This window comes from Bacillus sp. MYb78 (assembly GCF_002975115.1).
In the GTDB taxonomy this organism is placed as follows: domain Bacteria; phylum Bacillota; class Bacilli; order Bacillales; family Bacillaceae_G; genus Bacillus_A; species Bacillus_A cereus.
The window spans coordinates 16,783-29,700 of sequence record NZ_PCOB01000034.1 but is presented as its reverse complement, the minus strand read 5'-3'; the positions used below and the strand labels follow the sequence as shown (position 1 = coordinate 29,700).

Below are 12,918 nucleotides of genomic sequence, written 5' to 3'. Positions count from 1 at the left end.
GAACCCGTGTTACCGCCGTGAAAGGGCGGTGTCTTAACCACTTGACCAACGGGCCACGAAAAATAAAATGGTGAGCCATGAAGGATTCGAACCTTCGACCCTCTGATTAAAAGTCAGATGCTCTACCAACTGAGCTAATGGCTCATACTCACCAACGTCATATTTTCGTGACGACAAGATGTATCATAACATGTATTCTATATTCTTCGCAATACTTTTTTTCATTTTTTTATAAAAGATAAGAAAAAACTCATGCGGACATGAGTTTTTTCTAAAAATATCAATTAAGCTTCGTATACATTACGAACAATATTCGTTTGGTTACGATCTGGTCCAACTGAGAACATAGATAATTGAATTCCTGTTAACTCACAAACACGTTCTACGTATTTTCGTGCATTTTCAGGAAGCTCGTCTAATGATTTTACACCAGTAATATCTTCTGTCCAACCTGGAAGCTCTTCATATACAGGCTCACATTTCGCTAAAATGTTTAAGTTTGCTGGAACTTCATCGATAACTTCGCCATTGTATTTGTAAGCAACACAAATTTTAAGAGTTGGAATATCTGTTAAAACGTCGATAGAATTTAATGATAGATCCGTTAAACCACTAACACGACGCGCATGTCTTACAACAACGCTATCGAACCAACCTACGCGGCGCGGACGACCAGTTGTTGTTCCGTACTCACGACCAACTTCACGAATTTGATGACCAATTTCATCATTAAGTTCAGTAGGGAATGGACCGTCACCAACACGGCTTGTATATGCTTTACATACACCTACAACGCGAGTAACTTTCGCAGGACCAACTCCAGTTCCAACTGTTACACCACCCGCAATCGGGTTAGAAGATGTAACGAATGGGTACGTACCGTGGTCAATATCAAGCATAACACCTTGTGCACCTTCAAATAATACACGGTGATTGTTATCTAGTGCATCATTTAATACAACAGATGTGTCGCATACATATTGTGCGATTTGTTGTCCATATTCGAAGTACTCTTCAAAGATTTCTTCTACACTGAAACCTTCTGTATCGTACATTTTTTCAAACAAACGATTTTTCTCTACTAAATTGCGCTCAAGCTTCTCTTTAAATGCTTCACGATCTAAAAGATCAGCCATACGGATACCAATACGAGCAGCTTTATCCATATATGCAGGACCGATACCTTTTTTCGTTGTACCGATTTTGTTATCACCTTTACTAGCCTCTTCTAACTCATCTTGTTTTAAGTGATAAGGTAAAATAACGTGTGCACGGTTACTTACACGTAAATTATCAGTACTTACACCACGGTCGTGTAAGTATTTTAACTCTTCAAGTAATGCTTTCGGATCTACTACTAAGCCATTTCCGATTACACAAATTTTCTCTTTATAGAAAATACCAGATGGAATTAAGTGTAACTTATATTTAACTCCGCCGAAAACAATTGTATGTCCCGCGTTATTTCCACCTTGATATCTTGCAACTACTTCCGCATGCTCAGAAAGAAAATCAGTGATTTTACCTTTTCCTTCGTCGCCCCATTGTGTTCCTACAACTACTACTGAAGACATTATTAAAGCACCTCCGCAATTTTCAAACGATCTATTCAAACAATATAATTGTACCAAAACCGAAAAAGAAGTCAACCAAAAAGCGAACATTTTTTTATTAAAAATCATTTTCGTTCGTAAGAATTATGTTTTCACCTTATGAAAGCCTTATCTTTACACCATAAAAAAAGAAACACATCTTATTATAAGAAATGTGTTTCTTTTTTATACTGCCTTTATGCCCCATCCTCAAAGCGTCGTTCTAAGTTAACGAACTTATTGAACTCTTTGACGAATGCAAGTTCCACTGAACCTACTGGACCGTTACGTTGCTTTGCAATGATAATTTCAATCGTATTTTTATTTTCCGTTTCACGGTCATAGTAATCTTCACGATATAGGAAAGCTACAATATCAGCATCCTGCTCAATACTTCCAGATTCACGAATATCAGACATCATCGGGCGTTTATCTTGACGAGATTCTACACCACGAGATAACTGTGATAAGGCAATAACAGGCACTTGCAATTCACGTGCAATCCCTTTTAAAGTACGAGAAATCTCAGATACTTCCTGCTGACGGTTCTCACCTGATTTCCCACTTCCTTGAATAAGCTGTAAGTAGTCAATTAAAACCATTCCAAGACCTTGTTCTTGCTTTAGTCTACGACATTTTGCTCGAATCTCATTTACCTTAATTCCCGGTGTATCATCAATATATATACCGGCATTTGAAAGACTCCCCATCGCCATTGTTAATTTCGCCCAATCATCAGAAGTTAGTGACCCGGTACGAAGTCTTTGCGCATCGATATTTCCTTCTGCACAAAGCATACGCATAACAAGCTGATCGGAGCCCATCTCCAAGCTAAAAATCGCTACATTTTCATCCGTTTTCGTCGCTACGTTTTGTGCGATATTTAATGAAAATGCAGTTTTCCCTACTGACGGACGTGCTGCTACAATGATTAAATCATTTCGCTGGAAACCTGCCGTCATCTTATCTAATTCAGTAAATCCAGTAGGTATCCCAGTAACTTCACCTTTTTGATTATGCAAAAGCTCAATTTTATCATAAGCATCCACAAGAACATCTTTAATATTTTGAAATGCTTTTGCATTCGTTTGATGGGATACTTCTAATATTTTTTTCTCGGCCTCATTTAAAAGGCCGTCCACGTCATCTTCTCTCTCGTATCCATCCGACACTATATGAGTCGCTGTTCGAATTAAACGGCGTAAAAGTGCCTTTTCAGCAATGATACGTGCATAATATTCAACGTTAGCAGCTGTTGGAACAACTTCTGCTAACTCTGCTAGATAAGACACTCCACCAACTTCTTCTAGTAATCCTTGATCAGCCATCGCTGATGTCATTATTACTAAGTCGATCGGTTCTCCTTTATCAGATAATCCAAGCATGACCTCAAAAATCTTTTGATGTTTCGTTCGATAGAATGAATCAGGTACCAATAACTCCGATGCTGACGTTAACGCATCTTGATCAATTAATATGGCACCTAAAACCGCCTGCTCGGCCTCTATATTATGCGGAGGGGTACGATCAGCAAGTACATCACTCATACGCAATCCTCCTTGCTTAATTTATTTTTATTGTTCACTAACATGAACTTTTACTGTCGCTGTTACTTGCGGATGCAATTTCACTGTTACATTTGTGTAGCCTAATGCACGAATTGCATCATCCATTTCAAATTTACGTTTATCAAGTTTAATTTTATGTGATTTTTGCATCGCATCTACGATTTGTTTGCTCGTAATAGAACCGAATAAACGGCCACCTTCTCCAGATTTCGCCTTTAATTCTACAGTTAATTTCTCTAAAGTCTCTTTTAACTCTTTTGCATTTTCAAGCTCTGCTGCTGCATCTTTTTCTTCTTTACGCTTTTGAGCTTCTAAAGTTTTCATACTGCTATTTGTTGCTTCAGCAGCTAATCCTTGTTTTAGTAAGAAGTTATTTGCATAGCCATCCGGTACGTTTTTTATTTCTCCTTTTTTACCTTTACCTTTTACGTCTTTTAGAAAAATTACTTTCATGATTGTGTGCCTCCCTGTAAATAGTCATCAATAACAAATCGAAGCTTCTCCTCAGCTTCATCTACTGTAACATTTTTCATTTGTGTGGCTGCATTAGTCAAATGCCCGCCACCGCCTAAGTTTTCCATAATTAGCTGCACATTCACTTCACCTAAAGACCTGCTGCTAATTCCAATGAGATTCTCACCACGTTTCGCAACAACAAATGATGCAATAATCCCTGTCATCGTTAATAACGTGTCTGCCGATTGCGCAATAAGCACTTGATCGTAGTAATCATCACTATCAACTTTAGCAATCGCAATTCCATTTTTATAAATGTACGCATTTTTTATAGCTTTTGCAACCCGTAAATACTGATCCATATCTTCCTTTAAAAGTTCTTGTACAAGTACAGTATCTGCACCATGTGAGCGTAAATAAGAAGCAGCATCAAATGTACGAGCCCCTGTCCGGAATGTGAAACTTTTCGTGTCGACAATAATACCTGCTAACAATGCCGTCGCTTCTAGCATTGTCATCTTTAAATTTTTAGGTTGATACTCAAGTAATTCTGTAACCAATTCTGCCGTTGAAGAAGCATATGGTTCCATATAAACTAGCAATGGGTCTTCAATAAAATCTTCCCCACGACGATGATGATCAATAACTACTACATTTTCAATTTTATGTAACAGTTTTTGCTCCATCACCATAGAAGGTTTATGCGTATCAACAACAACAAGTAACGACTCATCATTTGCAAATTCCATCGCTTGCTCTGGAGTAATAAAATGAGACCATAACTCCTCATTTTGTTTCACTTTGTCCATCAAGCGTTTAATTCCCTTATCAGAATCATTTTCATCTAATACAATATATCCTTTACGCTCGTTTAATTGAGCCACTTTTAAAATACCAATCGCAGCACCAATTGCGTCCATATCAGGAGCCCTATGCCCCATGATAATGACATTACTACTTTCTAACACTAAATCCTTTAACGCATGCGAAATGACCCTAGCACGTACACGGGTACGCTTTTCAACGGGATTTGTCTTACCTCCATAGAACTTAACTTTACCTGTCGCTTGTTTAATAGCTACTTGGTCTCCACCGCGTCCAAGCGCAAGGTCTAAACCAGATTGAGCCATTGCACCAAGCTCTGACAAAGGTAAATCACCTGATCCGACACCTACACTTAATGTCAGTGGTATATTCCTTTTAGATGTTTCTTCACGCACCTGATCTAAAATACTAAATTTCCCTTTCTCCATCTGCGTCAGAATACTTTCATTTAGCACAACGAAGAATCTTTCTGAAGATGCACGTTTTAAATACGCACCATACTTAAGTGCCCATTCATTTAGTCGCGATGTCACAAGACTTGTTATATTCGTACGTAATTGATCATCTAATCCTTGTGTAACTTCATCATAATTATCCAAATAAATTACAGCTAAAACAGTGCGTTGATCCTCATACATCTTTTCGATTTCCGTTTGTTCCGTTACATCAAAGAAATAAATTAACTTTTCTTCTTTCCTTACAAAAACGCGAAACTTTCGATTATTTAAAGAGACTATATCATCAGAAGTTTCTCCTTTAATGAAAAGAAGTAATGTTTCTGATACATCGTAAAGGTGCCATCCAGCTAACGCATGCTGTCCCAGGCATGAAGATAAATAAGGATTTGCCCAATCAATCCCGTAATCCTTATTGTATAACAAAATACCAATCGGCATTTGGTTAAATGCTTCATTACTGACTTTCTTTACCCTCGTAATCATATCTGTCGTATGCTTTTCGAAATTCCTTTGAAAATTAAGTTCAAATCGTATAACGATAAAGAACACGATACAAAAAATGATAAAAGCAGCTATCCCCATAATTAAATGAAAATAACAGAGAATTGAAATGAGCACAAACACAAAAAATGCCAATACATAAACAGGATATAAAAACCACTGTTTCTTATCAAATTCAGGCATGTATACAACTCCTATAAAGTAAAACTAACTCACCTTCCAGTTAGTTAAACAGATTAAAATAGTATAAGGAATATTATTTTATTCCCCTATTTTAGAACGCAACGAAATCCCTAAGTCAATTATACCTAAGATTGTCACAAGAGGAAACAGCATCGGAATAAACATGCATACAATAAAACTAATAATAGGAACCCCTTTAGTAAAACCTTTTCTATACGCTAAAAAGGAAATGAATGTCAGCCCTTGCAGTACAAGCAATAGTGCAAATATGACATATAGGTTAGAAAATACCATATGTAAATATGATGTTGGATCTACTTTTATAAAAGTTGCTAACAAAATAAATATAACGTAATACCAAACAATACTCTTTGGTAATTGTAGATCTTTAAATTTAGGCCAAGGTATAATGTCATGTTTTAACTTTTTCAAAACACTACCTGATATTATCACTGTAATCCAAGAAAAACATACTGCAACTAGAACAAGTATACTTGGAAATAACGATTGTAATATATCATTCATTTGTGTAAGTAACTCTTTTTGTTCCTTACTAATCGGCATACCTATAGCACTTACTATCTTTTCACTTTGCACCATACTTTCACTAAACACACTTTGCATTTGCTTCATTATATCTATGTTGAAAAACTTTATACTCGCAACATAAATAAGTACAAAACCAATTAAGTATGCAAGCGTCCCCGCTATTAAGATTTCCACTGGCTTTTTTCTTGTTTTATACATATACCCTAAAACAATCCCTATCAATCCAAACATAGTTGTCTTCACTAAATTCATAGGTTGACTCACAATAATAGTAACAAAAAGTGCTGCTACAAAAATCACAAGCACATTAGATAGTTTATGTCTTATCGTTAATAGTATAAATGGTAACGGCAACGCAAAAGTTACAACAGTACCTAAAATCGGAACATACATAGATATAAGCAATAAAATTGCATATATAGCTAATAACGCTGCGCCTTCCGTAATAAACTTTGTTTGTTTCACATTTTAACCTCTCTTTCAAAAAAGAAAAGCATAGCAAAATGCACAGTAGAGTCCGACTCTACTGTGCATTTCATACGCTATTATTCACCAACATATGGTAAAAGTGCCATTTGACGAGCACGTTTAATTGCAACTGTAAGTTTGCGTTGGTATTTTGCGCTTGTCCCTGTTACACGACGAGGTAAAATTTTACCACGCTCAGAAACGAAACGTTTTAATAAATCAACATCTTTATAGTCAATGCGAGTGATGCCGTTAGCTGTGAAGAAACACACCTTACGACGTTTCGCACGTCCACCTTTGCGTCCTGCCATGTCTATTTCCCTCCATTCTTTGTTAAAACTAACAAATTTACTGTATTAGAACGGTAAATCGTCGTCGGAAATGTCGATCGGTTGACCTACATTTGAAAATGGATCGTCATTCTTCGTAAATCCAGAGTTCCCTTGATTACCTTGGTTACCTGAATTACTAGATTGACCAAATGGGTTAGAGCCTTGGTTACCGAAACCAGCTCCTGATGGTTGCTGATTGAATGAACCACGTTGCTCCCCACCGCCATTACGCGGCTCTAAAAATTGTACGCTTTCCGCAAGAACTTCTGTTACATATACACGTTTACCGTCTTGTCCATCGTAATTACGAGTTTGAAGACGTCCATCTACGCCTGCTAAGCTTCCTTTTTTCAAATAATTTGCTACGTTTTCTGCTTGTTTACGCCATATTACACAATTAATAAAGTCAGCTTCACGCTCACCTTGTTGATTCGCAAATGCGCGATTCACAGCTAACGTAAAAGTAGCTACTGCAACACCATTGGGCGTGTAACGTAAGTCAGGGTCCTTAGTTAAACGACCAACGAGGATAACACGATTCATCAATCGAACCACTCTCCCTTATATATCAATTATTTTTCTTCTTCTTTAACAACGATATGACGAAGGATGTCTTCGTTGATCTTAGCTAAACGGTCGAATTCGTTAATCGCTTCTGCGTTAGAGTTCACGTTTAAGATCATGTAGAAACCTTCACGTAAGTCGTTGATTTCGTAAGCTAAACGACGCTTACCCCACTCTTTCGTGTTAATGATTTCTGCACCATTGTTTGTTAAAACACCTGCAAAACGTTCAACTAAAGCTTTTTGAGCTTCTTCTTCAACGCCAGGACGAATGATGTACATAATTTCGTACTTTCTCATTACACTTTCACCTCCTTTTGGTCTAAACGGCCCATAATGGGCAAGGAGCAATTAATTTATAGTAATTACTCACGAGTTTAGATTATATCATAGTAAGTTATATGAATCAACTCACCAATACATAAAAAACTTGGCAAACATATAATATATTCGCCAAGCTCATATCTTTATTTTTCCTAGGAAATATTAGATTAAACGTTAAAACGGAAGTGCATAACATCTCCGTCTTTTACGATATACTCTTTTCCTTCTAAACGTACTTTTCCAGCTTCTTTTGCAGCTGTCATAGAACCGTTTGTCATTAAGTCATCGTAAGAAACTGTTTCTGCACGAATAAATCCACGCTCAAAGTCTGTATGAATAACACCAGCACATTGTGGTGCCTTCATACCTTGTTTAAATGTCCAAGCACGTACTTCTTGAACGCCAGCTGTAAAGTAAGTAGCAAGTCCTAATAGGTCATATGCTGCACGAATTAATTGATCTAAACCAGACTCTTCAATACCTAGTTCTTCAAGGAATACTTTTTTCTCTTCCTCGTCTAATTCAGCGATTTCTGATTCGATTTTTGCACATACAACGATTACTTGAGAATTTTCATTTTCTGCAAATTCTTTTACCATTTGTACGTATTTATTTTCCGAAGGATCGATAACATCGTCTTCACTTACGTTCGCTACGTATAACATTTCTTTTGTTGTAAGTAAATGAAGGCCTTTAACAATCTTCATCTGCTCTTCTGTAAATTCAACAGTACGAGCCGGTTTCCCCTCTTCAAAAGCCTCTTTTAAACGAACTAAAATTTCATGCTCATATACAGCTTCTTTATCTTTTTGTCTTGCTAATTTCGCAACACGCTCGATACGCTTATCAACAGACTCTAAGTCCGCTAAAATTAGCTCTAAGTTGATTGTTTCGATATCATCAATTGGATCTACTTTCCCTGAAACGTGCGTAATATTTTCGTCTTCAAAACAACGAACAACTTGGCAAATTGCATCTACTTGACGAATGTGAGATAAGAATTTATTTCCTAAACCTTCACCTTTACTAGCACCTTTTACGATACCTGCAATATCAGTAAACTCAAATACAGTCGGAACAGTCTTTTTCGGTTCTACTAATTCCGTTAATTTATTTAAACGCTCATCTGGTACTTCTACAATCCCTACGTTTGGATCAATTGTACAGAATGGATAGTTTGCAGATTCTGCTCCTGCTTGTGTAATTGCATTAAATAAAGTGGACTTACCTACGTTAGGTAATCCAACAATCCCAGCCGTTAATCCCATATTTTTCACTCCTATGTCTCAATCTTTCATCATTATAGATAGTAACGAAAAAAATGACAAGTTTCCGCCAAACGAAAAAAAGTAACAGTTACCTACTGTAACTGTTACTCTCCCTCTATTCTTCGTGCTTCACAAGTATTTTTTTCACCTTACGATCAAACTCTCTTCGAGTAATCATTACTGAATGGTCACATCCCTCGCACTTAATGCGGATATCCATTCCCATACGAATAATTTTCCAACGATTCTCGCCACATGGATGTGCTTTCTTCATTTCCACAACATCGTACAAGTTATATTCCTTTTGCTCCACTCTTCAAACTCCTCTCCATACTAAATTGCTTTTCCACTAACCAATTCTTCACGATTGTATAAAACCATACGCGGATATGGAATTTCAATCCCATGTAAATCAAGACGATTTTTAATCTCTTTACGAAGTGCCCTTGCAATAACTGCATGTTGCATCGGCTCTACTTCAGCGATAACGCGTAATATAACTTCTGATGCAGCTAACGTTTGCACACCTAATAATTGAGGTGTTGTTACCATTTTTTCATACTTTGAAGGTAACTCTACTAATAAATCTTCAATAACCTGTTCTGCTTTCGCAATATCAGCCTCATATGAAATAGATACATCAACAAACGCTACACTATTACTAACTGAATAGTTAGTAACTTGAATAATACTTCCATTTGGTAAAGTATGAATTTCACCTGTCCAACTCTTTACTTTCGTTGTACGAAGTCCAATTTCTAAAACGACTCCTTCAAATTGACCGATTTTAACATAATCGCCAACTGAAAACTGATCTTCTAGCAAAATAAATAAACCTGTAATAACGTCTTTCACTAAACTTTGAGCACCAAATCCGACTGCTAAACCAATTACCCCAGCACCCGCTAATAAACCTGATGCATTAATATCAAACACACCTAAAATCGCAATTAGCATAATGAACATAACAACATACGCTACAATATTTTCAAGTAATTTCGCCACTGTAACTGTACGACGTTCTGAAATTTGAATTGGAGAACGACTCCCCATACGAAACGCATTTCGTACAACCGCTCTTGCAATTCGCACAACAACTGCACCAATTGTTAAAATAATACATATTTTTAATGTCGCAACTCCAATATGAGCCCAACGATCAGCATCTAATAAATACTGTTTCGTAGAATTAAACCACTTCGTTAATAAATCCATGTACCTCTACCTCTCTAGCTAAAATTTCTTTTTAGTTATCCTTATTATTGTATCAGAAGTCCTCTAATTGCTGAAAAAATTTTATGATTTTAATCCTATTTTATCCCCGCCATTCAGGTATAAAATGGAACGAATATATATATACTAGTACTATTATTTCCGTTTTCATTCACATTTTGCAAAAATTACGCACTTATAGCTTTCCATTTTTCTCACCATATAACATATATTGAAAATTTATTAAAAGGATGGGTGCTTCATGAACATTGGAAGTTTTCGCTTACCATTTTTTGAGAAAGAAACTCAAAACGTTATGCACCAAGATCTAGAAGCCTCTGAGATAATCAGTAATTTCTTACTTACCCATATTCCTATTAAAACTAATATACCACTCATTCTCGTTTGTATCGGAACAGATCGTTCTACAGGTGACGCACTCGGCCCGTTAGTTGGTACAAAACTTGAACAAATAGACATCAAAAACCTCCAAATATTCGGTACACTCGATGAGCCAGTACATGCACTAAATTTAGAAGAAAAAATTCAGAATATACAGAAAGAATATCCTACTGCATTTATAATTGCTGTTGATGCATGTTTAGGAAAGTCCCAAAATATTGGGTCAATCACTACTGGAAAGGGACCTAGTAAACCTGGTGCTGCTATGAATAAGAAATTACCTGCAGTTGGTGATCTGCATATACACGGTATCGTCAATCTAAATGGGTTTATGGAGTTTTTCGTTCTTCAAAATACAAGATTAAGTTTAGTCATGAAAATGGCTGATGTAATCGCACAAAGTATAAAAGAGACGGATCAAAAATTATCCGCATTAAAAAAAGCAAACCATCTATAAATAATAAGATGGTTTGCTTTTTAATTTTTCTGTGCTAATAGTTCTAAAATACGATTTAAATCTTCTTTATTAAAAAATTCAATTTCGATTTTACCTTTTTCTTTTTTCGTCTCTTTAATTTTCACATCTGTGCCAAACTTTTCTCTTAAGAACGTTTCACGTTCTACGAAAAATATATTTCGCTCTTTTTTCACTTTTTTTGTTTCACGTGAAACGTGTTGATTAATCTCTTGGACGATTTTCTCTAATTGACGAACATTTAATCCTTCTTTTTCAATGCGTTTCAATAAGGACTTCAATTGTTCTTCGTCTTTTATCGTAAGTAAAGTTCTCCCATGAGCCATTGAAAGTTGACCATTTGCAATCATATCTTGGACGAACGAAGGGAGGCTTAATAACCGAGTATAATTTGCAATGTAAGGTCTGCTTTTGCCAAGACGTTTCGCTAATTGTTCTTGCGTTACATTTAGCTCATTCATTAACATCTGGTATGCCATTGCCTCTTCCATAGGATTTAAATCTTCTCGTTGTAAGTTTTCTAACAAAGCAAATTCCATCATTTGCTGTTCAGTTAATTGTCTTACAACCGCAGGTACCTTTTCTAAACCAGCCTCTTTTGCAGCACGAAATCGTCTTTCACCTGCAACGATTTCATATCCTTTAATACTCTTTCTAGCAATTAATGGTTGTAGAATACCGTGTTCCTTAATCGAAATTGCTAATTCCTGAATAGCCTCTTTATTAAAGTGTTTACGCGGTTGATATGGATTTGGCCTTAATTCAGTTACAAGAATCTCCTGAATTGTTTCCTCTTCTTTCACATCTAAATCAGGAAAAAACACATTAATTCCTCTTCCTAATCCTTTAGCCACCTGCAATCACTTCCTCTGCTAAATCTATATATACTTCTGCTCCTCTTGATTTAGCGTCATACTGCATAATAGGTTTCCCATGACTTGGAGCCTCGCTCAAGCGTACATTACGCGGAATAATCGAGCGATATACTTTATCCCTAAAATACTTTTTCACTTCATCTATAACTTGGATCCCTAAATTTGTACGAGCATCCAACATTGTTAACAATACGCCTTGAATTGCTAAATTTTTATTTAAATGTTTTTGTACAAGTCGAACTGTATTTAATAGCTGACTTAATCCTTCTAGTGCATAATATTCACACTGTACAGGAATAATAACAGAATCTGCTGCTGTTAATGCATTAATCGTTAATAACCCTAAAGACGGGGGACAGTCGATAATAATATAATCATATTCATCACGAACTGGCTGTAATGCTCTTTGCAAACGTACTTCCCGGGAAATAGTCGGTACCAATTCAATTTCAGCACCAGCCAATTGAATTGTAGCGGGTAGAACATCTAAGTTTTCAGTTGCGGTTTTCTGTATAACCCCTTGAACATCTGCATCTTCCACAAGAACGTTGTAAATACATTGATCTAATTCAGATTTTTCAATTCCCACACCAGTCGTTGCATTTCCTTGAGCATCAATATCTACAAGAAGGACTTTTTTACCTACTTGCGCCAATCCAGCCCCTAAATTAACAGATGTTGTGGTTTTTCCAACACCGCCTTTTTGATTAGCAATAGCAATGATTTTTCCCATGATGTCACCTACTTTCAACCTTTCTATCTTATTCTAGTAACAATTACGTTTATTGTAACATGAAATAAAACTTTTTCTTTTACGTCCTTTATTAAACTTCAAAATTTATTTCTAAACTCCTTCTTCATTTAACA

Annotated in this window: 14 protein-coding genes and 1 tRNA gene; 1 reads left to right on the top strand and 14 read right to left on the bottom strand. The window is 36.3% G+C overall.

Annotated features, from left to right (window positions below; translation table 11 throughout):
• Positions 1-68: 68 nt before the first annotated feature.
• The 12 genes from CQ064_RS31305 to CQ064_RS31250 all read right to left on the bottom strand — a co-directional run bounded on the left by CQ064_RS31305 (position 69) and on the right by CQ064_RS31250 (position 10,302).
• Positions 69-144: transfer RNA gene (locus CQ064_RS31305), tRNA-Lys, on the bottom strand.
• 140 nt (positions 145-284) lie between these two features.
• On the bottom strand, positions 285-1,574 hold the full coding sequence (locus CQ064_RS31300; RefSeq protein ID WP_000100229.1) for an adenylosuccinate synthase: 1,290 nt from the start codon (positions 1,572-1,574) through the stop codon (positions 285-287).
• A 215-nt stretch (positions 1,575-1,789) separates the two neighbouring features.
• Positions 1,790-3,139, bottom strand: coding sequence for a replicative DNA helicase (dnaB, locus tag CQ064_RS31295; RefSeq protein ID WP_001286147.1), 1,350 nt, complete (start codon positions 3,137-3,139; stop codon positions 1,790-1,792).
• Between the two features lie 27 nt (positions 3,140-3,166).
• Positions 3,167-3,613 carry a 50S ribosomal protein L9 gene (gene rplI, locus CQ064_RS31290; RefSeq protein ID WP_000864223.1) on the bottom strand — a complete coding sequence of 149 codons (447 nt, stop codon included), beginning with the start codon at positions 3,611-3,613 and terminating at the stop codon, positions 3,167-3,169.
• Positions 3,610-5,583, bottom strand: a complete 1,974-nt coding sequence (locus CQ064_RS31285; RefSeq protein WP_001113779.1) for a DHH family phosphoesterase — start codon at positions 5,581-5,583, stop codon at positions 3,610-3,612. The genes rplI and CQ064_RS31285 overlap by 4 nt, the downstream gene beginning before the upstream one ends.
• Positions 5,584-5,661: 78 nt before the next feature.
• A complete protein-coding gene (locus CQ064_RS31280; RefSeq protein ID WP_000814844.1) occupies positions 5,662-6,597 on the bottom strand; it encodes a YybS family protein in 936 nt (311 codons plus the stop codon).
• Positions 6,598-6,677: 80 nt separating this feature from the next.
• On the bottom strand, positions 6,678-6,911 hold the full coding sequence (rpsR, locus tag CQ064_RS31275) for a 30S ribosomal protein S18 (RefSeq protein ID WP_000918873.1): 234 nt from the start codon (positions 6,909-6,911) through the stop codon (positions 6,678-6,680).
• Positions 6,912-6,956: 45 nt separating this feature from the next.
• The gene (gene ssb / locus CQ064_RS31270; protein WP_002094213.1) at positions 6,957-7,478 is read right to left on the bottom strand and encodes a single-stranded DNA-binding protein; all 522 of its coding nucleotides are present in this window, start codon (positions 7,476-7,478) and stop codon (positions 6,957-6,959) included.
• 26 nt (positions 7,479-7,504) lie between these two features.
• A complete protein-coding gene (gene rpsF, locus CQ064_RS31265) occupies positions 7,505-7,795 on the bottom strand; it encodes a 30S ribosomal protein S6 (RefSeq protein ID WP_001233781.1) in 291 nt (96 codons plus the stop codon).
• A gap of 191 nt (positions 7,796-7,986) precedes the next feature.
• Positions 7,987-9,087: a redox-regulated ATPase YchF gene (gene ychF, locus CQ064_RS31260; protein WP_000524670.1), complete on the bottom strand. Its 1,101-nt coding sequence runs from the start codon at positions 9,085-9,087 to the stop codon at positions 7,987-7,989.
• 115 nt (positions 9,088-9,202) lie between these two features.
• Complete coding sequence (locus CQ064_RS31255) at positions 9,203-9,400, bottom strand: DUF951 domain-containing protein (protein WP_000435486.1); 198 nt, start codon at positions 9,398-9,400, stop codon at positions 9,203-9,205.
• A 20-nt stretch (positions 9,401-9,420) separates the two neighbouring features.
• The gene (locus tag CQ064_RS31250) at positions 9,421-10,302 is read right to left on the bottom strand and encodes a mechanosensitive ion channel family protein (protein WP_000365115.1); all 882 of its coding nucleotides are present in this window, start codon (positions 10,300-10,302) and stop codon (positions 9,421-9,423) included.
• A 259-nt stretch (positions 10,303-10,561) separates the two neighbouring features.
• On the opposite strand from CQ064_RS31250, the gene yyaC reads away from it, so the two are divergent.
• Positions 10,562-11,158, top strand: a complete 597-nt coding sequence (gene yyaC / locus CQ064_RS31245) for a spore protease YyaC (protein WP_001020708.1) — start codon at positions 10,562-10,564, stop codon at positions 11,156-11,158.
• Between the two features lie 20 nt (positions 11,159-11,178).
• Here the strand turns inward: yyaC and spo0J are convergent, their stop codons facing one another.
• Positions 11,179-12,030: a stage 0 sporulation protein Spo0J gene (spo0J, locus tag CQ064_RS31240; RefSeq protein ID WP_001051832.1), complete on the bottom strand. Its 852-nt coding sequence runs from the start codon at positions 12,028-12,030 to the stop codon at positions 11,179-11,181.
• Positions 12,023-12,784, bottom strand: a complete 762-nt coding sequence (soj, locus tag CQ064_RS31235) for a sporulation initiation inhibitor protein Soj (RefSeq protein WP_000516114.1) — start codon at positions 12,782-12,784, stop codon at positions 12,023-12,025. Before soj ends, spo0J begins: the two co-directional genes overlap by 8 nt.
• Positions 12,785-12,918: the final 134 nt, after the last annotated feature.

Excerpts from the sequence above, each read along its gene's own strand:
- CQ064_RS31300 (WP_000100229.1), bottom strand. The coding sequence starts at position 1,574 with ATGTCTTCAGTAGTAGTTGTAGGAACACAATGGGGCGACGAAGGAAAA.
- rpsR (WP_000918873.1), bottom strand. The coding sequence starts at position 6,911 with ATGGCAGGACGCAAAGGTGGACGTGCGAAACGTCGTAAGGTGTGTTTC.
- soj (WP_000516114.1), bottom strand. The coding sequence starts at position 12,784 with ATGGGAAAAATCATTGCTATTGCTAATCAAAAAGGCGGTGTTGGAAAA.
- CQ064_RS31250 (WP_000365115.1), bottom strand. The coding sequence starts at position 10,302 with ATGGATTTATTAACGAAGTGGTTTAATTCTACGAAACAGTATTTATTA.
- CQ064_RS31285 (WP_001113779.1), bottom strand. The coding sequence starts at position 5,583 with ATGCCTGAATTTGATAAGAAACAGTGGTTTTTATATCCTGTTTATGTA.
- rplI (WP_000864223.1), bottom strand. The coding sequence starts at position 3,613 with ATGAAAGTAATTTTTCTAAAAGACGTAAAAGGTAAAGGTAAAAAAGGA.
- rpsF (WP_001233781.1), bottom strand. The coding sequence starts at position 7,795 with ATGAGAAAGTACGAAATTATGTACATCATTCGTCCTGGCGTTGAAGAA.
- ychF (WP_000524670.1), bottom strand. The coding sequence starts at position 9,087 with ATGGGATTAACGGCTGGGATTGTTGGATTACCTAACGTAGGTAAGTCC.
- yyaC (WP_001020708.1), top strand. The coding sequence starts at position 10,562 with ATGAACATTGGAAGTTTTCGCTTACCATTTTTTGAGAAAGAAACTCAA.
- dnaB (WP_001286147.1), bottom strand. The coding sequence starts at position 3,139 with ATGAGTGATGTACTTGCTGATCGTACCCCTCCGCATAATATAGAGGCC.